Raw genomic sequence first — 18617 nt, 5'->3', positions numbered from 1 at the left:
ACCGAGTTGACCCGAGAGGAAGCCTGGAAGCTCGTCACTGAACACGTGCAGAGCCCCCGGCTGCGGGGCCACCTGCTGGCCGTGGAGGCCTGCATGCGCCACTTCGCAGCCCACTACGGCGAGGACGAGGAGACCTGGGGCCTCATCGGCCTCCTGCACGACTTCGACTACGAGCGCTACCCCCAGACCCCCGACCACCCGCTCCAGGGCGAGCGGATCCTGGCCGACCTCGGCGTGCCCGAGGACATCCGGTACACCATCTGCTCCCACGTGGACGCGGTGGCCGACCGCTACCCGCGCCGGTCGCTGCGGGACAGGGTGCTCTACGCCGTGGACGAGCTCTCCGGCCTCGTGGTGGCCACCGCGCTGGTGCGGCCGTCGAAGTCGATCCACGACGTGGACGTCGCCGCGGTGCGCAAGAAGATGAAGGACAAGCGGTTCGCGGCGGGCGTGAACCGCGACGACGTGGTGCGCGGGGCGCAGGAGCTGGGCGTGGAGCTGGACGAGCTCATCGGCATGGTGATCGCCGCGCTGCGGGCGGCGGCCGAACCGCTGGGCCTCACGGGAACTGCGGCGAGCGGGCAGTGACCGCGTCATTCGCGGGCGGGTGGGGCGTATCCTTCGTCGTGAAGGACTCTGGCGAGGGAGGAGTGCTCCATGCGCCACGTGAACGCCCTCTGCCTCAAGCTGGCCGCCTACATCCTGATCTTCAGCTTCACCCTGCCGGCGCACGGGCGCCTGGCACTGCCCCAGTCGCTGATCATGGCGGCTGTTCACACCCTGGTGCTGTGGCTGGTCGACCTGGTCGCCCTGCCGCGCTTCGGCCGGGTGCCCGTGCTGGGGGGCGACGCCGCCGTCCTGCTGGTGGGCTCGCTGCTGCTGCTGCGGGCGATGAACGCAGCCCCCCGCGTCGGGGGGCTGCTGGTGGCGATTCCGCTGGCCTTGCTCTTCGAGCTCTGGTTCCACCATCACCTGGTGGAAAACCGCTTGTTGGAAGGGTGATTCTAGCGCGATTCGACAGGGATTCGACACTGAGGTGCGGAACAGAAAAAGGTAGCCAAAAGCCTGTATCCGCACGACGGGAAAGGATGAATGATACTTGCGCCTGGAGGAGTTTACGTTTCTGCCTGCGGACGTGAGGGAGAAAGCCCTGCGGTTCCTGGCCAACATGATCGGCGACCCGTGTGCGCCTCCGGAGCGCTTGCTGGCCGACCTGGAGGCGGCCCTGGGACGGGCGGAACAGAACCAGTCCTTCATCTACCTGCGCGGCGAGCAGCCGACGGAGGATGACCGTGAGGCCGACGCGATCCTGTTCCCCACGGGGCTGACCACGCCGACCGGCGAGGATATCTCCGCCAAGTGTGTCCTCAACAAGAACCCCAACCGCCAGCCCTGGTTCGGCCTCTTCTTCCAGGCGGCACGCCGGGAGGGCTTCGTCATCGGCGACCTCTACTTCCGCACCTGGGCCGACGGCGCCCGGTTCCTGGAGGAGATCGCGGAGTTGGCCATCCCCGAACGGTGGAGCTACAGCCAGTACCAGTCGAAGCAGCAGCACCCCATCCTCAAGTCCTACATTGAAAAGACCTTCGAGCGGCTGAAGCAGCAGGGCTACATCCTGCGCGAGGAGAACCTGCTGCTCTTCAACACGGGGCTGATCAACCGCTACTTCCGGGAGATCTACGTGCTGGGCGAGGTCGACCCGGAGTTCCCCCAGCGGGTCATCAACCCCAGGGCGGTGCTTGAGAACGACCGGCTGGTCCTGGACGTGTTCAAGAACCGGAAGCCGCCGATGGCAACCTTCTTCGAAAAGATCACGGACGTCATTTTCGATCCCAACCTGGAGATCAATACCGACGATATTCACATCATCGACGATAATTTCGACCGCATCCCGGCCATCTACCGCGACCGTAAGAAGAGCGAGATCTTCGCCCTGTTCCAGTCCGCAATTGAGTTCGCCCGCATCATGGCGCGCCGCAATTACAAGCTGGTGGTTCCCCAGTATTACATGGGTCAGATCCAGTTCCTCATGCCCATCTACCTCTCGGGCGAGTTCAGCGGGTCGCCGGACTTCGCCCTCGTGCTGCAGAAGATGGGCAACGTCTACCGGGGCAACACGATCCTCACGCTGGACATGGCCTACCAGAACGCGCGGCTCATCGCCAAGCCCGATACGACCTGGCTGAGCCCCGACAAGTGTTAATCCGTGAAATGGCCGGCCCCTCCCGCAGCGCGCGGAGGGGCCGGCTCGCGCGTGCGCGGGGCCTGCGGCGGGTGCTGCTCAGCGCGCGAGGTCCGCCAGGTCCCGGGCCAGCTCCTGCCAGATCCGGTATGACTCGGCCAGGGTCTCGGGCCTCGCCCCCAGCGCGACCGCCGCCAGCAGCCGCTCCTCACACCGGGCGGGCTTCTGCGCGAAGCCGGCGATGTGGTGCATGGAGCGCTTACGGCTCGGGAAGTAGGTTCTGTTGAGGGCGAAGAGCGCCTGCAGGAAGTGGTCGAGGGCCAGGTCCAGGACGAAGTGGTAGAAGAGCACGTCCTGCCTGCAGACCGCCCGTTCGAAGTCCTCCCGGTCGTCCACGCGGGGGAGGTGGTAGTCCAGGACGGCGCGCGCCAGCTCATCGGGGTAGACTGCGACCGCGTCCGAGACCCGCCGGAAGAGCCCGTCGGGGTCATACAGCGGCTCCGTCGACCGGAGCATGGCCAGGCGCCCGACCGGGTAGTAGTAATCGTCGACCCGCCTCACCGATTCACCCCGCAGGGTGGCCCCGATCTCGGCCCATAGCGCATCGACCGTGAAGTACATCACCCAGGTCTCGACGCCGCACAGGCACAGGGCGTCGGCCACGCCCCACGGCCCGTCGACGGGCGCCTCGATGTGCACCCGGGAGACCGCATCCCCGAGACCCTCCAGCCGGACCCTGCGATCGTCCTGCCGGGGGATCTCGGTGCAGTAGACGAACAGGTCGATATCCCCCTCGCCGGGCTCCGGGAGGGGCCGGTCGCCGCCGCTCCGGCCCACCGCCCGGACGGCCGGATTTGCCGCAACCGCGCGCACCAGGCGCTCGAGGGATCGCCGGGAATCATCGTCGCTCAAGGTTGTCGCCCCCTGCATGCTCCTGCGCCTCCGCCGGCGGTGGCGCCGGTCCTGGCCGGCGTCCATTCACCGGCCCCGGTCGGGCCGTGTCGGTCCGGTCCCGGCAGTGCGCCGTCTCCGTCCATCTTAGGGCACGGCAGGTGTGCCCTGGCAAGACACCAAGGGCTCAAATCGGGAGGCGTCTGCGGCGCCGCCGGGCCTATGCAATCCTGCATGACGCCGGCAGGAACCGGCGGGGGCGGGAGCCAATATACATGAATGAATAGAGTGGATGCCAGACTCGTGCAAGGAGGGATCCGCATGGAACAGACCACGCGGCATGTCAGGCTCGTAACCGCGATCCCAGGACCCCGCTCCCGGGAACTGATGGCCCGCAAGGAGCGCGTGGTGGCCGACGCACTCTCCATCCACGTGCCGGTGGCGATCCAGGAGGGGCACGGGGCGCTGGTGACGGACGTGGATGGCAACGTCTTCATCGACCTGGCCGGCGGCCTGGGATGCATGAACGTGGGCCACTCGCATCCCCGGGTGGTCGCGGCCATTCAGGAGTGCGCGGCCCGGTTTACCCACACGGACTTCTCCGTCATCATGTACGAGAGCTACGTGCGGCTGGCCGAGCGGCTGGTGGCCAAGGCGCCGGGCGACTTCCCCAAGAAGGCCTGCTTCTTCAACGCCGGGGCCGAGGCGGTGGAGAACGCCGTCAAGATCGCCCGCAAGTACACCGGCCGCAGGGCGATCATCGCTCTCGAGGGCGCCTTCCACGGCCGCACCAACCTGGCCATGGCCCTCACCTCCAAGGTGAAGCCCTACAAGGAGGGCTTCGGCCCCTTCGCCCCCGAGATCTACCGGGTGCCGGCGCCCTACACCTACCGGCGGCCGGTGGGGATGAGCGAGGCCGAGTACGTCCGCTATTGCGGCGATGCGCTGGAGCGGGCGCTGACGACCCAGGTGGCCCCCGAGGAGGTCGCCGCGATCATCCTGGAGCCCGTGCAGGGCGAGGGCGGGTTTGTGCCGCTTCACCCCGACTACCTGGCCAGGGTGAGCCAGCTGGCCAAGCGGCACGGATTCCTGGTGATCGCTGACGAGATCCAGTCGGGCTTCGGGCGCTCCGGCACCTTCTTTGCCTGCGAGCAGCTGGGGCTGGTGCCTGACCTGATCTGCGTGGGCAAGTCGCTGGCCGCGGGCATGCCGCTCTCCGGCGTCATCGGCCGCGCCGAGGTGATGGACGCCCCCGGCGACTCCACCATCGGCGGCACGTACGTGGGCAATCCGGTGGCCTGCGCCGCGGCCAACGCCGTGCTGGACGTGATGGAGGAGGAGGGGCTGGCGGACCGGGCCCGGGCCATCGGCGACCTGTTGCGGCGCCGGTTCCGCGACCTGGCCGTCCAGCTGGAGTCCATACCCGGGTCTGGGCTGCAGGTCGGTGAGATCCGCGGCCTCGGGGCGATGGTCGGCGTGGAGCTGGTCACCGACAGGGCCACCCGTGAGCCGGCCACCAGGGCGGCCGGCGAGGTGGTGACGCGCGCCTGGCAGCGCGGCGTCGTCGCCGTGAAGTGCGGCATCTATGGCAACACGCTGCGCATGCTGGTGCCGCTGGTCATCACCGACGAGCAGCTGAACGAGGCGCTGGACATCCTGGCCCAGATCTGCGTGGAGATCGCCCGCGGGGAGTAGCGGGCATCAGCGGTACATCCAACTGGGCGGTCCCGCCGGCGCGGCGGGGCCGCCCACATCGTCTGCGGCAGTGCGACTGCAGAAGCCATCGAGGCTGAGGACACCTTCCCCTCAGCCCCGATGGCTTCTTGGCCAGAGCGCCTGTTCACTCGTCTGCACGGGCGATCAGGTTGCAGAGCTCCCCGACGGTCTCGACATCCACCAGCAGCTCATCGGAGAGCTCCACGCCGAACTCTGCCTCCAGCGTCTCCACCAGGCTCTCCATGCTGGTGTCGTACTCCTCTTCGAGGGCGGTGAGCGACGTGGCGTAGCCGATCCCCCCGTCCCCAACCTGTTCACGGATGAACCTTAACGCCTCGTGTCTCAGATTCATCGGTCCAAGTGGCACCTCCGGGGCGTATTCTCCCCCCTCCCCAACGGCCTATACGGTGGTACTTTGGTACGAAAATACGAAACGCGCCCAGTCCAAAGTGCCTGGATATACGGCGGAAAACATGGTAAAATGCCTGAAATAGCTCTTATCATCCGATTCTCATTCGTCAGGGGGGATACGAGGAGTGGAACGTCCGTATCTCAAGGCTTATCCGCAGAGTGTGCGCTGGGAGATCGACCTGCCGGAAGTTCCCGTGTACCAGGCACTCTTCGACAAGGCGGCCCGCTATCCGGAACGTACCGCACTCATCTTCATGGGCAAGCGGATCAGCTACCGCGACCTGGTGGGGATGGCGGACCGGTTCGCCGCGGCGCTGCAGCGGCGGTACGCCATCCAGAAGGGCGACCGCGTGGGGATCATCCTGCCCAACTCGCCGCAGAACGTGATCGCCACCGTGGCCTGCCAGCGCATCGGCGCGATCCCCGTCCAGTTCAACCCGCTCTACGTGGCCCGGGAGATTGCCTACCAGGTGAGGGACTCCGGCTGCCGGGTGATGATCACGCTGGACCTCTTCTGGCAGAAAGTGCGCGAGGCCGGCGGCGCCGAGGCCTACATCTGGACGGGCGTGCAGGACTTCCTCAACTTCCCCCTCAACTTCCTCTACCGCCTGAAGGCCAAGCCGCCGCGCATCCCCGCCTCCGATGCCGCCCACTTCATGGACCTGCTGCAGGAGAGCGCCGACGGCCTGCAGGTGCCGGCGGTCGACCCCAAGGAGGACCTGGCCGTCCTGCTCTACACCGGCGGCACGACGGGCGTCTCCAAGGGCGTCATGCTCACCCACTACAACATCACCTCGAACATCACGCAGATCCGCGAGTGGCTCAACCTGGATGAGAGCCGTCACCACACCGTGCTCTGCGCGCTGCCGATGTTCCACTCCTACGGCTTCACGGCGGCCGTGAACATGGGCCTGGCGCACGGATGCACGCTGATCCTGGTGCCCCGCTTCGACCCCGGCGACCTCCTCAAGACCATTGCCAAGTACCGGCCGACCCTGTTCCCCGGGGTGCCCACGATGTACATCGGTCTGTTGAACCACCCCGACATGGCCAAGTACGACCTGAGCTCCATCGAGCTCTGCGTGACCGGCGCCGCCGCCATGCCGGTGGAGCTGCTGCAGAAGTTCGAGCAGGTGACCGGCGCCACCATCATGGAGGGCTATGGCCTCACCGAGTCCTCCCCGGTCACCCACGCCAACCCGCGCGTCGGCACGCGCAAGCCGGGCAGCGTCGGTCTGCCCTACCCCTGCACCGACGTGCGCATCGTCGACCTGGAGACCGGCGCCGATCTGCCCCCCGGGGGGGAGGGGGAGGTCCTCATCCGCGGCCCGCAGGTGATGAAGGGGTACTGGAACAAGCCGGAGGAGACGGCCGAGACCCTGAAGGACGGCTGGCTCCACACCGGCGACATCGGCCGGATGGACGAGGACGGCTACCTCTACATCGTCGACCGGAAGAAGGACATGATCATCGCCGGCGGGTTCAACATCTACCCCCGGGAGATCGACGAGGTGCTCTACCAGCACCCGGCGGTGCTGGAGGCCTGTGCGGTGGGGGTGCCCGACGCCTACCGCGGCGAGACCGTGAAGGCGTTTGTGGTCCTGAAGCCCGGCGCCCAGGCCACCGAGCAGGAGATCCTCGACTTCTGCCGGGAGCGCCTCGCCGCCTACAAGCGGCCCCGGTCGGTGGAGTTCCTGCCGGAGCTGCCCAAGTCGACTGTCGGCAAGGTGCTGCGGCGCGTGCTGGTGGAGCGGGAGAAGCAGAAGAGCAAGTCCGCCGTGTCGTGACCGGCGGCCCGCGGGTGACGCAGCGCAGAACAGTCGGAGGCACAGGACCGGGTCCTGTGCCTCTGTACGCGGGAGGGCGCTTCGCCGGGGGCGGGGCGACCGCACGCTCCCGGAACTCACCGTGCCGTTCGGGAATATTATGCAACGTATTTCTGTAGTCTTTGCCCACTTAACAAGGAGCTAAATCTATGCCGAACGGCTCAGAGTTCCGGCGGGACGACGTGCTGACAACCGTCACCCAGGATGGTCAGGCCGGATGGCAGTTCGTGGTGACCTCTCCCGACGGAGCGGTGACCCTCGAATCAGGGCCCGGACTTCCGCCCATCGGCAACGGCTCCATCCGCCTCGCCACCGGGACGAACGGGGACTGGTCTGCCGAGATCCGGAACACCGCCTTCAACGGCGTTCCGCTCCGGGAGCTGACCGACCTGCGCTACTGGACGTATGGCGTCCAGAACAACGGGCAGCAGTGGCCCTATATCATCCTTCAGATCGACCATGACGGGGACGGCGACGTGGACGACCTCCTCTTCTTCGAACCCGGCTTCCAGACGCCCGGCTCGGGAAACCCGAATCTGCCGGACCAGGGGCTGCCGGTGCTGAACACCTGGCAGGATTGGAACGCCCTGGCAGGGGGCTGGTGGTCGGAGAACGGAATCGGCGGCCTGACCCCAGGCACGGGTGTAGGGCCCCTCTCGCAGTACCTCGCTGCCGAGCCGGACTCCACCATCGTCAACTCCGCCTCGGGTCTGGGCGGGGTTCGGGTGCTGCAGGGGTTTGCCAGTCCCGATGACGTCTTCCTCGGGTACGTCGATGCGTTCTCCATCCAGACCCGGGACGCGGGCATCACCACCACCTTCAACTTCGAGCCGTTCCTGACGCCTCCGTCCCCACCCCGACCGCGGCCCGGCGGGTTGGCTCTCGCCGGGGCCCGGGGCAGCTGGCCGCTCTTCACGTGCGAGAAAAGCCTTTGGTCCGTGCACCGGAGCAGGCCGTTCATCGTTCCCGGAGGCTTCATCGATGCGCGGCGCTAACATGCAGGAGTTTCCTGCGGCTCTTGCCGAACAATAAGGCCCAGGCCCCGCGGCCGCAGAGGGTTGAAGGACGGAAGGAGAGAGGTACGATGACCATTGCGGAGCTGTTCGAGAACCTGAAGGCGCAGATCGCGGCGAATCCCGCGAAGATCGCGAACCTGAAGGCCAGCTACCAGTTCGAACTGACCGGCGAGGGCGGCGGCGTCTACCACGCCACGTTCGACAACGGCACCTACGAGCTCGGCGAGGGGCCCCTGCCGAACCCGGGCTGCACCATCACGATCTCCGTCGCAGACTTCTTCGCCCTGCTCGAGCGCAAGCTGAATCCGATGGCGGCCTTCATGTCGGGCAAGCTGAAGGTCCGGGGCGACATGGGCATGGCGATGAAGCTCCAGCAGCTGATCGGCTGAACGGGCTGAACACGTGCCCCCATCCCGCGGGTGGGGGCCGTTTCGCGAAAGCATGATCCGTTAGGGAGTGACCCCCTTGCTCCACCTGCTCGCCCTGGTGATCGCGCTGGCGCCGGCGGCCGCCATGCTCTGGTACATCCGTCATCTGGACAAGTATGAGCCCGAACCGTGGACGCACATCGCCGGCGCCTTCGTCGCCGGCGTGCTGGTCACCGTCCCCATCTACTTCGCCGAGGTCGTCATCGACCGGGTGAACCCGTTCACCGGCTTCATGTCCACCGTCTATCTCTCCTTCATCGTGGCCGCCCTCACCGAGGAGACCGGCAAGGGGGCGGCCGCCTGGGCCGTGAGCTGGCGCCGGTCGGAGTTCGACGAGGTGATGGACGGCATCGTCTACTTCGGCGTGACGCACATGGGCTTCGCCGTGGCCGAGAACCTCGTCTACGTCTTCGCCGAGAACGACATCTTCGACGGCCTGCTGACGGCGATGGTGCGGACCACCACCGCCGTGCCGATGCACGTCATCGTGGGCATGATCATGGGCTACCACATGGGCGTCGTCCGCTTCGCCAGAACCCGGCGGGAGCGGGTGCTCCACGTCATCGAGGGCTGGGTCCTGCCCATCCTGCTGCACGGCTTCTACAACCTCGGCAGCCTCAACCAGACCATGGCGCTGGAGACCCTGACCGACCTGATCCGCTACGGCTTCGGCACGGCGCTGCTGTACGCCGCGGTGGTCGCCCTGTGGCTGGCGCTCCTGCCGCGGGTCCGCAAGGCGCAGCAGGCCTCGCCCTTCCGCCCGGTGGATGCCTTCCCGCTGATCGCGGCGGACGTACCCTGCCCCTACTGCGGCGCGGTCTACCCGCAGGGGGCGCACTACTGCCCCAACTGCGGCTCCGCACTGGGCTAGGCCGGGCTAGGCCTCGGCCACGCGCCGCTCCTGCTCCCAGATGACCGCGCCGGCCAGCAGGAGGGCGGCGGGAACGACGAGATACCAGGGCCGGTCGGGCACGACGACGCGGTAGAGCAGCACCCACGCGCCCACGTGGCAGGCGAGCCGCCACTGGGCGTGCCAGCGGAGGGTGGCGAGGTTGAGCAGCCAGGAGAGGAGAATCAGCCCCGCCAGGAGGAACGTCCCGATGCCGCTGGCGGCCGCCGTGGCCACGGTGCCCAGCGCGACCGCAGCGAGGAAGGCGAGCCAGCCCGGCACCGTGCTGGGAAAGCCCGCCCGGTAGAGGAGATCCCGCACACACATCACCCCCAGACAGGCTATTCGCACCGGCCCGCGGGCATGCCCCGCCGGGCCGGTGCGCATTGGAAGGCCCAGCAAGTCTTTATGGAGAATAGACCGACCATAGAGGATATTGTGCTGAGCGGGACGAATATAGCGAGGCAGAATATGAATGGACATTCATTCAAGCGCAGCATGGGGGAGCTGGGACGGGTCACGTCCAGAGAAGGGGAGGCACAGAAATGCTGCTTGCGACTCGGGAAGTCTACTGGAACATCTCGAACGGCTACCTGCTCTACCTGGTCCTGATCGCCGCCTTCGCCGTCTTCGCGTACGGCATGTGGCAGCGCGTCCGCCTGTGGCTCATCGGGAAGCCCGAGGTGCGCTGGGACCAGGTGCGGGCCCGCCTCCGGCGGGTGTGGCAGCACGTGGTGCTGCAGCGCCGGCTCGCGCAGAACCCGGTGGCCGGGCTCTTCCACATCCTGTTCTCCTGGGGCTTCGTCATCCTCTTCATCGGCACGCTGGTCGTCATGGTGCACGAGGACTTCCGCATCCGCATCATGCAGGGCCAGTTCTACCTCTGGTTCCAGTCGCTGGTCCTGGACCTGGCGGGCATCCTGGCTCTCGTGGGCGTGGTGATCGCCTGGGTGCGGCGCGCCGTGGTCAAGCCCCGGGCGCTTTCCCGAGTCTCGCAGCCCACGTCTCCCCTGGATGACTGGGTCTTCCTGGCCCACATCTTCCTGATCCTGTGGACCGGCTTCTTCGTGGAGGGCATCCGTATCGTGGCCACCGAGGACCCGTGGGGCGCCTGGTCGCCCGTCGGGCTCGCCCACGGCCGCGCCCTGGCCGCCTTCATGTCGCTGGAGGCCATGCTGGCGCTGCACCGCATCCTCTGGTGGTTCCACATGATCATCTCGTTCACGCTCATCGCCTACCTGCCGTTCTCCAAGATGATGCACATCATCACCGGGCCGGTGAACATCTTCCTCTCCGACCTGCGGCCGGCCGGGATCCTCAGCACCACGGACCTGGAGTCGGAGACGCCGGTGCTGGGCGCCGCCTCGCTCTGGGACCTCTCCTGGAAGGACCTGGCCGACCTCGACGCCTGCACGGAGTGCGGGCGCTGCCAGGAGAACTGCCCGGCCTTCCTGACGGGCAAGCCCCTCAACCCCAAGAAGCTGATCCTCGACCTGCAGCACCACCTGCACGAGAGGGGCCCGCTGCTGGCGCTGGCGGCCATGCGGGGCGAGCGGCCCACCGAGCAGCCCTTCGAGTCGGAGCTGGTGGGGCCGGTCATCGATTCCGGGGCGCTCTGGTCCTGCACCACCTGTCGCGCGTGCATGGAGGTCTGCCCGGTCTACATCGAGCACGTGCCCAAGATCGTAGAGATGCGCCGCCACCAGGTGATGCTCCAGGGGGAGTTTCCGCAGGAGCTGAACCTGACCTTCAAGAACCTGGAGCGGCAGGGCAACCCGTGGGGCATGGGCGCCCACACCCGCACGCAGTGGACCGAGGGGCTGAACGTGCCGCTGCTGGCCGACAAGCCCGACGCCGAGTACCTCTTCTGGCCGGGCTGCGCCGGGGCGTTTGACCAGCGCGGGCAGAAGATCGTCCGGGCCATCGTGCAGCTCCTGGACCAGGCCGGGGTCTCCTACGCCATCCTCGGCAAGGAGGAGAAGTGCACCGGCGACTCGGCCCGCCGGGCCGGCAACGAGATGCTCTTCCAGCAGCTGGCCATGGAGAACATCGAGACGCTCAAAGCTTACGGCGTGAAGAAGATCATCGCCCACTGCCCGCACTGCTTCCACACCTTCGACAAGGACTACCGGGAGATGGGGCTGGACGTGGAGGTCATCCACCACACGCAGCTCCTGGCCCGGCTCATCAAGGAAGGCAGGCTCAAGCCCAGCAAGGCCGTCGCCCAGACGGTGACCTACCACGACTCCTGCTACCTCGGCCGCTACGGCGGCGAGTTCCAGGCGCCGCGGGACATCCTGGCGGCCCTGCCCGGGGTGGAGCTGAAGGAGATGGAGCGGCACGGCAGCACGGCGATGTGCTGCGGCGCCGGCGGCGCCCGGATGTGGATGGAGGAGCACCACGGAACCCGGGTCAACGTCGAGCGGAGCCGTCAGGCCATCGCCACGGGCGCCACCACCGTGGCGACCAACTGCCCCTTCTGCATGACGATGCTCTCGGACGGGATCGCAGCCGAGGACAACAGCGAGCAGCTGCGCGTGCTTGACCTGGCGGAGATGCTGCTGGAGGCGGTGACGCCGGGAGGGGAACCGGCCGCCGAACAGGTGGTTGCGGAGGCCGGCGAAAAACGGTAAAGTGAAAGGATGAGGCGCCGTGGGGGGCACGGCGCCTCACACTTCGGGAGGGTTACCAGGAGATGCTGCCGATTCACCAGATTCCGGTGCCCACGCCCTTCCCGGGGCTGGGCCCGGTGTACGTGTACCTTGTCCGCCAGGATCCCGTCACGCTCATCGACGCCGGCCTGGGCCTGCCCGACTGCCGGGACGCCCTGCAGGCCGGTCTCGCCGCGCACGGCGTGGGCCTGCGCGACGTCCGCCGCATCCTGCTGACCCACGCCCACGTGGACCACTTCGGCCTGGCGGCCTGGATCCAGGAGGAGTCGGGGGCCGAGGTCTGGATGCACCCCGACGAGCAGGCCAAGGCCGAGGGGGCGCCGTGGTGGAGAGACTGCCTCGTGCGCACCATGGAGGAGGCCGAGGTCGACGCCGCCGTCATCGCGATGGCCAGGGAGTTCTGGCGGATGGAGCGGCTGGTGGGCGGCCCGGTCGCGGCGTGGCAGCCCCTGGCGGACGGCCAGCGCTTCCCGTTCGAGGGCGGCGAGCTCGAGGCCCTGCACCTGCCGGGGCACGCGCTGGGCCACACCGGGTTCCTGGACCGGGAGGCGCGCACCCTGATCGGCGGCGATCACCTGCTGGAAGGCGTGACGCCCAACCCGATCATGGAGCCGGTGCTGCCGGGCCATCCCGACGCCGTGCCCCACGACCCCGCGCGGGCGCTGACGCTGGCCCAGTTCCTGCGCTCCCTGGACCGGGTGGCCGGGCTCGACCTGGAGCGGGTGCTCCCGGGCCACGGGCCCGTCATCACCGACCACCGGTCGGTGGTGGAGCGCTACCGGACGAAGCACGCCCACCGGCTGGATGCCGTCCTGGAGCGCCTGGGCGCCGGGCGGAGCCCGTGGGAGCTGACCCGGGAGTTCTACCCCCGGGTGCAGGGGTTCGACCAGTTCCTGGCCTTCTCCGAGGTCATGGCCCACCTGGATCTGCTGGTGGTCCAGGGGCGGGCCCGGTTCGACAGGCTCTCCGGGTTCAGCCGGTACAGAGCCGCTATGTAGGGCCGCGGGCCGCCCCCGCCCCGACCGGTTGAGGTGAACTGCAATGGCTTCAGACAGACACGCGGCCGCGCTGCAGGTCGCCGCCGAGGCCGGCGTCGTCCTGCTGCAGTCCGGGGCGGACGTCGCCCGGGTGGAGGACACGGTCGCCCGCATCCTGCGCGCCTACGGGGCGGGCGAGCCCGACATCTACGCCACGCCGACCGGCATCTTCATCAGCCGCACCGACGAGGAGACCACCGTCGTGCGCCGGGTGCGGCAGCGCACCATCGCCCTGGACCGGATCAGCTCGATCAACGAACTCTCGCGCACCCTGGCCGGACAGCCGCTGGACCCCGGAGAGGCCCTCAGGCGCGTGCGGCAGATCGCCGGGCAGCCCTCGCCGCTGCCCGCCTGGATGGACGTGCCGGCCAGCGGCCTGGCTGCGGCGGCGTGCACGATGCTGGTGGGCGGAACGCTGCCTGGCGTGCTGCCCGCCTTTCTCGTCAACCTCGTCGTGCAGGGCGGCGAGCGCATCTGCCGGTGGCTGGGGCTGCCGGACGCCGTCAGCGACCTGATCGCGGGGGCCAACGCGGTCTTCGGCGCGACGCTGCTCAACCGGTGGCTCGGGGTTCCAGTGGGACCCGTGGTGGCCGGCGGCATCATGATCCTGGTGCCGGGGCTGGCCTTCACCAACGCCCTGCGGGACGCGATCGCGGGCGACCTGGTGAGCGCCACCGCCCGGGGCCTCGAGGCGTTCGTCAAGGTGACGGCGCTGGCCGCCGGGGTGGGATCCGCGCTCTTCCTCGTGGGGGGAGGGGCGATCCTGTGATCACCTATCCCTTCGCCTTCATCACGGCCGCCGCCATCGCCGTCTCCTTCCGCTCGCCCCGCGCCACCGTTCCCTGGGCGGGCCTGTGCGGGCTCATGGCCTGGGCCGGGTTCGACCTCTCCCGCCGGATGGGCGCCCCTGAGCCGGCGGCGATCTTCGCCGGTGCGATCGTGCTGGGCGTGCTGGCGGAGGCGCTGGCCCGGCTGCTTCACCGGCCGGCGATCCTCTTCGTCATCCCGGGCCTCTTCCCGCTGGTGCCGGGGATCATCGCCTACCGGGGCATGCTGATGCTGTCGCGCAGCGACCTTGCCGGGGGCGCCTGGCAGCTCGCGCGGGCGCTCCTCTACGCCGGAACGCTGGCTGCGGGCCTGACCGTCCCGACCGTGCTGTTCCGGCGCTGGGCCCGAAGGCGCTGACGCGGGGCCCGGGGGCTTCCCCCGGCCCCGGCGGGGGCAGGACAGACATGTCACGAAGTGGTATCTATCGTGCAGGAGGTGGTGGTGACCGTGGCAGAGGTTACCTTCTATACCTATCCGACGTGAACCTCGTGTCAGAAGGCCAAGCAGTTGCTTGACTCGAAGCCGGTGCGCGTCGCCGAGCGGCGCTACTTCAAGGAGAAGCCCACCCCGGAGGAGGTGCGGTGGCTGGCGGCCCGCCTGCCGGGCGGTGCGCGCGACCTGCTCTCCACCCGGAGCCGGCGGTACAAGGAGCTGGGGCTGGCGGAGCGCGACCTCAGCGAGGACGAGCTGATCGCCCTGCTGGCGGCGGAGCCCGGCCTCTGGCGCCGCCCCGTGGTCGTGCGGGGCGACCGGGTGGTGGTGGGCTACGACGCCCCCAGCCTCGAGGAGTTGCTGGAGGGGCGGGAATAACGGCGAAAGCGAGATGATGACCGTGGCCGAGCGGAGGCGCAGCAAGGGCGGGGCCGCCCTGGCGGAGGCGCTGAGGGAGCATCCGGTGATCGCCTCCGTGCGCGACGAGGAGCTGCTCCCGGAGGCGCTGGCGTCGCGCTGCCGGGCCGTCTTCCTGCTCTCCACCAGCATCGGGCGCCTGAGCGCCGTGGGGGATGCGGTGGCGGAGGCGGGGAAGCTCCTCTTCGTCCACCTGGACTTCATCGGCGGTCTGGGGCGGGACGAGGAGGCCCTGGAGTACCTGGCCGAAAAGGCGCGCCCGGCGGGGCTCATCACCACCCGGACGGGCCTGGTGCAGACCGCCCGGCGGCTGGGGCTCACGCCCCTGCAGCGGCTCTTCCTGCTGGACTCCCAGTCGCTGACCACGGGGATCGAGGCCGCCCGGTCCAGCCGGGCCGAGGTGGTGGAGGTGCTGCCCGGGATCATCCCCCGGGCCGTGGCGGCCATCCGGACCCAGCTGCCCAACACACTGATCATCGCCGGCGGGCTGGTGCGCAGCCCCAGGGAGGTGGGCAGGGCGCTGCAGGCGGGGGCGTCCGGCGTCTCCACCAGCAGCACCGCCCTGTGGAACCTGGAGCCAGCGGCGTTCGCGGAGGCCGTCCGCTGCGGCGGATGAGCCGTCCCCGAGCCTGAACCGGACCGCAGCCACATAAGCGTAAGGCGGACCCTTACGGGTCCGCCTGGCGCGCAGACGACGAAACACGTGATGACTTACGGAGGGGGAGCGCGACGTGGGGGAGACCGAACTGATGCCTGATCTGTGGGAGCCCTACCGGACTCGTCGGGAGGGCCGCCATCGCCTCACCAGCGTGGAGATCACCGTCTCCAACTGGTGCAATCTGCGCTGCCGCCACTGCGCCGTGGGGGACTCGCTGGTGGCGCAGGAGCCCGACCGCCTGCCGCTGGACCTGATCCTCAGGCGCCTGGACGAGGTGGAGGGGCTGCTGACGCTCAGCCTGACCGGCGGCGAGCTGAGCGGCTCGCTGGCGGCCCTCCGCTCCTTCGTGCTGCCGCTGCTGCAGTACGCCGGGGACCGGGGGCTGAAGACGCAGGTCAACACCAACCTGACCTTCGAGCTGGGGCGCTACGAGCTGATCGCCCCGTACGTGGACGTCTTCCACATCACGTGGAACTACCGCGACGTGGAGCACTTCCACCGCACCGTCTGGGGGCACGGGCGGCAGGACGTCTCGCCGGCCGCCTCGGAGGTGCTCTACACGCGCATCGTGGAGAACGCCCGGGCCCTGGCGGCGCAGGGGTGCTTCGTCTCGGCCGAGTCGATGGTGAACCGCGAGACCGCCGGTCACCTGGGCCGCATGAACCGCTTCCTCGCCGAGCTGGGCTGCCGCCGGCACGAGGTGCACCCGATGTACCCGTCCGACTGGGCGGCCGACCTGCCGGTGCTTCCCCTGGACGAGTTCCGGGAGGCGGTGCGCCGGCTCCTGGCCGAGCGCGACCCGGACCTGTGGGTGCTGTTCGGCACCTTCCCGTTCTTCCCGTGCAGCCCGCTGCCGGAGGACCAGGAGATCCTGGCCGCGGTGCGGAAGGCGCCCAACGTGACCGTGCGCAACTGCCCCGACGGGCGGAACCGGCTCAACATCGACGCGTTCAGCGGCGACGTGCGGGTGACCGACTTCGCCGCAGTGCCCCCGCTGGGGAACATCCGCGCCGACCGGCTGGAGGACGTCTTCGAGCGGTGGCAGCGCCACCCGCGGTTTGCGCCCTTCAACTGCTACTGCCCCGAGGCGGGCTGCACGGGCCCGAACCTGCTGGTGGCTGAGATGTACTACCCGGGCGTGGACTTCCGCACGCGCCGCGCGGCGCCGGTCACAGCCTGAACTGCCTCACCTGGTCCCGGAGCGCATCGGCGGTCTGGGTCAGCGAGCTCGCGGCCGCCGAGACCTCCTCGGCCGCCCCCGTCAGCTCCTCCACGGAGGCGGAGACCTCCTGGGCGGCCGCCGCGTTGGCGCGGGAGACATCCCCGATGTGTGCTGCGCTCTGAGCCACCTGGCTCACGTCCTCCGCCATCTGCTCGGTGGCCGCCGAGTTCTCCTCGCTGTTGGCGGCGAGGGCGTCGAAGGCCTGCGCGAGGCTCGCGACCCGCTCGTGGATGGTCCGCACGCCCTCGGCGATCTGCTCGACCTTGGCCGCACCGGCGTTGGCCGTCTGCAGAATGCCCTCCAGCGCCTGCCGGGCCTCCTGCGCCGTCTGGTAGCCCGCGTTGGCCTCGGAGGCGGTCACCTCCGTTGCCTGCACCGCCTGCTCGGTGCGCTCCCGGATGTCCGCGACCAGCCGGTCGATCTCCGCGGCGGACGCGGCCGAACGCTCGGCGAGGGTCCTGACCTCCTGAGCCACGACGGCGAAGCCCCGGCCGTGTTCCCCGGCCCTCGCCGCCTCGATGGCGGCGTTGAGGGCGAGGAGGTTGGTCTGCTCGGCGATCTCCGAGATGGTGGCGGTGATCTGACCGATCTCCCCCGAGAGCGCGCTGAGGTCGCTGATGCGCCGGGCGGTCTCCTCTGCCGCCTGCCGGATGCGCTCCATGCCCGCGAGGGCGACGCCGATCGCATCGGAGCCGGTGCGAGCCGTCGCCGCCGCCTCGGCGGAGGCCTGCGCAGCATCGTTGGCGTCGTGTGCGGCCTGGGTCAGCGCCTGCAGCACGTCCGTCGCCATCGCGGCGGCGCGCTGCACCTCGTCGGCCGACGTCGCGGCGGCGGAGGCAATCTGCCGCACCGCCTGCTGCAGGTCGATCACCCGGGCCTGGACCGCGCTGGCCTCCTCAGCCTGACCTGCTGCGCCGCCGGCCACCTCGGAGATCGCCCGCGCGACCTCCTCCGCCGCACGCGCCGACTCATCGGAGGCGACCGCCAGCTGCTGCGAGGTTTCGGTCACGGCATCCGTGTTGCGCTGGATGCCCTCGATCAGTGTCCGCAGGTCGACGACCATCCGGTTGACGGCGCGGCCGAGGTCTGCGATCTCGTCGTTGCCCCGCACGCGCACCTCGGGCACCGTCAGGTCGCCTGCTGCCAGCTGCTGCGCCACCGTGGCCGCCTGGCGCACAGGGCGGGCGATGCTCCTGGCGAGGAACCGACCGTACAGCAGGCTCAGCAGCAGGCCGACGGCGACAGCCACAGCCGCGCCCACCTGTGCCTGCTGCGCCCGCGCCATGGCGGCGTCGGCGGCATCCGCAGCCGCTCGGTCCAGGTTCACCTGGAGCTGTTCGGCCAGGTCCCTCACCTGCTGGCTGAGGGGCTCACCTCGGGTCCGCATGACCGACGCACCGCCGCCGGGGTTCCCTGCCGAGATCTTGGCGAAGGCATCCGCGGCCACCGCCTGGTACTTGGCGCTGTTCTCCGCAATCAGGTCGACCACCTTGATGTGGTTCGGATCGTCCAGCGCGGCCCGGAGGGCCGCAAGCTCCTCTTCCAGCAGGAGGGTGGCCTCTTCGTAGTCGGTTCGGAACAGAACGTCCTGGTACAGCGCATACCCCCGCGCCCCCGACTCCTGGGCGTTGAGGGCGGCGATGACGTTCGCCATGTGTGTGGCTGCGGGCTGAATGCGCTCGACTACCGAGCGGTACTGGCCGCTGACTGCCTGCAGCGAAAGCGTGACGTAGACGGCAACAAGCGAGATGGCCACCGCCACGGCTGCAAAGGCGGCGGCCAGCTTGGCGGAAAGTGTGAACCGCACGTTGGCACCTCCTGCAGTGTGGGCTTCTCAGAAGCGTACACGGATCTGGCGCTGACAGTTATGTAAAACGTCTTACCAAAGTGCGAAGAGACCCCCCTTGCTGGGTTGATTTGGACCTCATGGAAATGCTATCACATATCTAATGGTTTGGCTATCACAATGCTGAAGTTATTGCGCGATCACGC

18 protein-coding genes and 1 pseudogene are annotated in these 18617 nt (G+C 68.8%); 15 read left to right on the top strand and 4 right to left on the bottom strand.

Annotated elements, in window-relative coordinates:
- The first annotated feature begins 6 nt into the window (after positions 1–6).
- The 3 genes from J2Z79_RS04560 (at position 7) to J2Z79_RS04550 (ending at position 2203) form a co-directional block, all read left to right on the top strand.
- On the top strand, positions 7–588 hold the full coding sequence (locus J2Z79_RS04560) for an HD domain-containing protein (RefSeq protein ID WP_245302118.1): 582 nt from the start codon (positions 7–9) through the stop codon (positions 586–588).
- A 69-nt stretch (positions 589–657) separates the two neighbouring features.
- Positions 658–1002 (top strand): DUF2512 family protein, encoded by a 345-nt coding sequence (locus J2Z79_RS04555; RefSeq protein WP_209465682.1) that lies wholly within the window; start codon positions 658–660, stop codon positions 1000–1002.
- 97 nt (positions 1003–1099) lie between these two features.
- On the top strand, positions 1100–2203 hold the full coding sequence (locus tag J2Z79_RS04550; RefSeq protein ID WP_209465681.1) for a DUF3825 domain-containing protein: 1104 nt from the start codon (positions 1100–1102) through the stop codon (positions 2201–2203).
- 78 nt (positions 2204–2281) lie between these two features.
- Here the strand turns inward: J2Z79_RS04550 and J2Z79_RS04545 are convergent, their stop codons facing one another.
- Complete coding sequence (locus tag J2Z79_RS04545) at positions 2282–3094, bottom strand: DUF4037 domain-containing protein (protein WP_209465680.1); 813 nt, start codon at positions 3092–3094, stop codon at positions 2282–2284.
- Positions 3095–3394: 300 nt separating this feature from the next.
- Here J2Z79_RS04545 and gabT point away from each other — a divergent pair, with 300 nt between their 5' ends.
- Positions 3395–4768 (top strand): 4-aminobutyrate--2-oxoglutarate transaminase, encoded by a 1374-nt coding sequence (gabT, locus tag J2Z79_RS04540; protein ID WP_209465679.1) that lies wholly within the window; start codon positions 3395–3397, stop codon positions 4766–4768.
- A 145-nt stretch (positions 4769–4913) separates the two neighbouring features.
- Here the strand turns inward: gabT and J2Z79_RS04535 are convergent, their stop codons facing one another.
- Complete coding sequence (locus J2Z79_RS04535; RefSeq protein WP_209465678.1) at positions 4914–5141, bottom strand: phosphopantetheine-binding protein; 228 nt, start codon at positions 5139–5141, stop codon at positions 4914–4916.
- Between the two features lie 184 nt (positions 5142–5325).
- Here J2Z79_RS04535 and J2Z79_RS04530 point away from each other — a divergent pair, with 184 nt between their 5' ends.
- The 4 genes from J2Z79_RS04530 to J2Z79_RS04515 all read left to right on the top strand — a co-directional run bounded on the left by J2Z79_RS04530 (position 5326) and on the right by J2Z79_RS04515 (position 9341).
- Positions 5326–6987, top strand: coding sequence for a long-chain-fatty-acid--CoA ligase (locus J2Z79_RS04530; protein ID WP_209465677.1), 1662 nt, complete (start codon positions 5326–5328; stop codon positions 6985–6987).
- 188 nt (positions 6988–7175) lie between these two features.
- Positions 7176–8021, top strand: coding sequence for a hypothetical protein (locus tag J2Z79_RS04525; RefSeq protein WP_209465676.1), 846 nt, complete (start codon positions 7176–7178; stop codon positions 8019–8021).
- Between the two features lie 89 nt (positions 8022–8110).
- Entirely contained in the window at positions 8111–8431 is a 321-nt protein-coding gene (locus J2Z79_RS04520; RefSeq protein ID WP_209465675.1) for an SCP2 sterol-binding domain-containing protein, read from the top strand.
- Between the two features lie 76 nt (positions 8432–8507).
- Complete coding sequence (locus J2Z79_RS04515; RefSeq protein WP_209465674.1) at positions 8508–9341, top strand: PrsW family glutamic-type intramembrane protease; 834 nt, start codon at positions 8508–8510, stop codon at positions 9339–9341.
- Between the two features lie 6 nt (positions 9342–9347).
- Here the strand turns inward: J2Z79_RS04515 and J2Z79_RS04510 are convergent, their stop codons facing one another.
- Positions 9348–9680 carry a hypothetical protein gene (locus J2Z79_RS04510; protein WP_209465673.1) on the bottom strand — a complete coding sequence of 111 codons (333 nt, stop codon included), beginning with the start codon at positions 9678–9680 and terminating at the stop codon, positions 9348–9350.
- A 224-nt stretch (positions 9681–9904) separates the two neighbouring features.
- On the opposite strand from J2Z79_RS04510, the gene J2Z79_RS04505 reads away from it, so the two are divergent.
- The 7 genes and pseudogenes from J2Z79_RS04505 to yfkAB all read left to right on the top strand — a co-directional run bounded on the left by J2Z79_RS04505 (position 9905) and on the right by yfkAB (position 16583).
- Positions 9905–11992, top strand: a complete 2088-nt coding sequence (locus J2Z79_RS04505) for a heterodisulfide reductase-related iron-sulfur binding cluster (protein WP_209465672.1) — start codon at positions 9905–9907, stop codon at positions 11990–11992.
- 62 nt (positions 11993–12054) lie between these two features.
- Positions 12055–13029, top strand: coding sequence for an MBL fold metallo-hydrolase (locus J2Z79_RS04500; protein WP_209465671.1), 975 nt, complete (start codon positions 12055–12057; stop codon positions 13027–13029).
- A gap of 43 nt (positions 13030–13072) precedes the next feature.
- Positions 13073–13837 (top strand): threonine/serine exporter family protein, encoded by a 765-nt coding sequence (locus J2Z79_RS04495; protein ID WP_209465670.1) that lies wholly within the window; start codon positions 13073–13075, stop codon positions 13835–13837.
- The gene (locus J2Z79_RS04490) at positions 13834–14253 is read left to right on the top strand and encodes a threonine/serine exporter family protein (RefSeq protein WP_209465669.1); all 420 of its coding nucleotides are present in this window, start codon (positions 13834–13836) and stop codon (positions 14251–14253) included. Before J2Z79_RS04495 ends, J2Z79_RS04490 begins: the two co-directional genes overlap by 4 nt.
- A gap of 138 nt (positions 14254–14391) precedes the next feature.
- Positions 14392–14706 (top strand): annotated as a pseudogene (locus J2Z79_RS04485) (ArsC/Spx/MgsR family protein); the annotation flags it as partial.
- Between the two features lie 22 nt (positions 14707–14728).
- Complete coding sequence (locus J2Z79_RS04480) at positions 14729–15361, top strand: glycerol-3-phosphate responsive antiterminator (protein ID WP_209465667.1); 633 nt, start codon at positions 14729–14731, stop codon at positions 15359–15361.
- Between the two features lie 133 nt (positions 15362–15494).
- Positions 15495–16583 (top strand): radical SAM/CxCxxxxC motif protein YfkAB, encoded by a 1089-nt coding sequence (yfkAB, locus tag J2Z79_RS04475; protein ID WP_245302116.1) that lies wholly within the window; start codon positions 15495–15497, stop codon positions 16581–16583.
- Here yfkAB and J2Z79_RS04470 read toward each other — a convergent pair.
- A complete protein-coding gene (locus tag J2Z79_RS04470; protein ID WP_209465665.1) occupies positions 16573–18432 on the bottom strand; it encodes a methyl-accepting chemotaxis protein in 1860 nt (619 codons plus the stop codon). The genes yfkAB and J2Z79_RS04470 overlap by 11 nt on opposite strands.
- Positions 18433–18617 lie beyond the last annotated feature (185 nt).

It is taken from the genome of Symbiobacterium terraclitae (genome assembly GCF_017874315.1).
GTDB lineage: Bacteria > Bacillota > Sulfobacillia > Symbiobacteriales > Symbiobacteriaceae > Symbiobacterium > Symbiobacterium terraclitae.
The sequence above is the reverse complement of the archived record's forward strand: the minus strand, read 5'-3'. Positions and strand labels throughout refer to the sequence as shown.

Coding starts and splice junctions, on each gene's coding strand:
- J2Z79_RS04535 (WP_209465678.1), bottom strand. CDS start 5,141: ATGAATCTGAGACACGAGGCGTTAAGGTTCATCCGTGAACAGGTTGGG.
- yfkAB (WP_245302116.1), top strand. CDS start 15,495: ATGCCTGATCTGTGGGAGCCCTACCGGACTCGTCGGGAGGGCCGCCAT.
- J2Z79_RS04520 (WP_209465675.1), top strand. CDS start 8,111: ATGACCATTGCGGAGCTGTTCGAGAACCTGAAGGCGCAGATCGCGGCG.
- J2Z79_RS04525 (WP_209465676.1), top strand. CDS start 7,176: ATGCCGAACGGCTCAGAGTTCCGGCGGGACGACGTGCTGACAACCGTC.
- J2Z79_RS04495 (WP_209465670.1), top strand. CDS start 13,073: ATGGCTTCAGACAGACACGCGGCCGCGCTGCAGGTCGCCGCCGAGGCC.
- J2Z79_RS04500 (WP_209465671.1), top strand. CDS start 12,055: ATGCTGCCGATTCACCAGATTCCGGTGCCCACGCCCTTCCCGGGGCTG.
- J2Z79_RS04555 (WP_209465682.1), top strand. CDS start 658: ATGCGCCACGTGAACGCCCTCTGCCTCAAGCTGGCCGCCTACATCCTG.
- gabT (WP_209465679.1), top strand. CDS start 3,395: ATGGAACAGACCACGCGGCATGTCAGGCTCGTAACCGCGATCCCAGGA.
- J2Z79_RS04505 (WP_209465672.1), top strand. CDS start 9,905: ATGCTGCTTGCGACTCGGGAAGTCTACTGGAACATCTCGAACGGCTAC.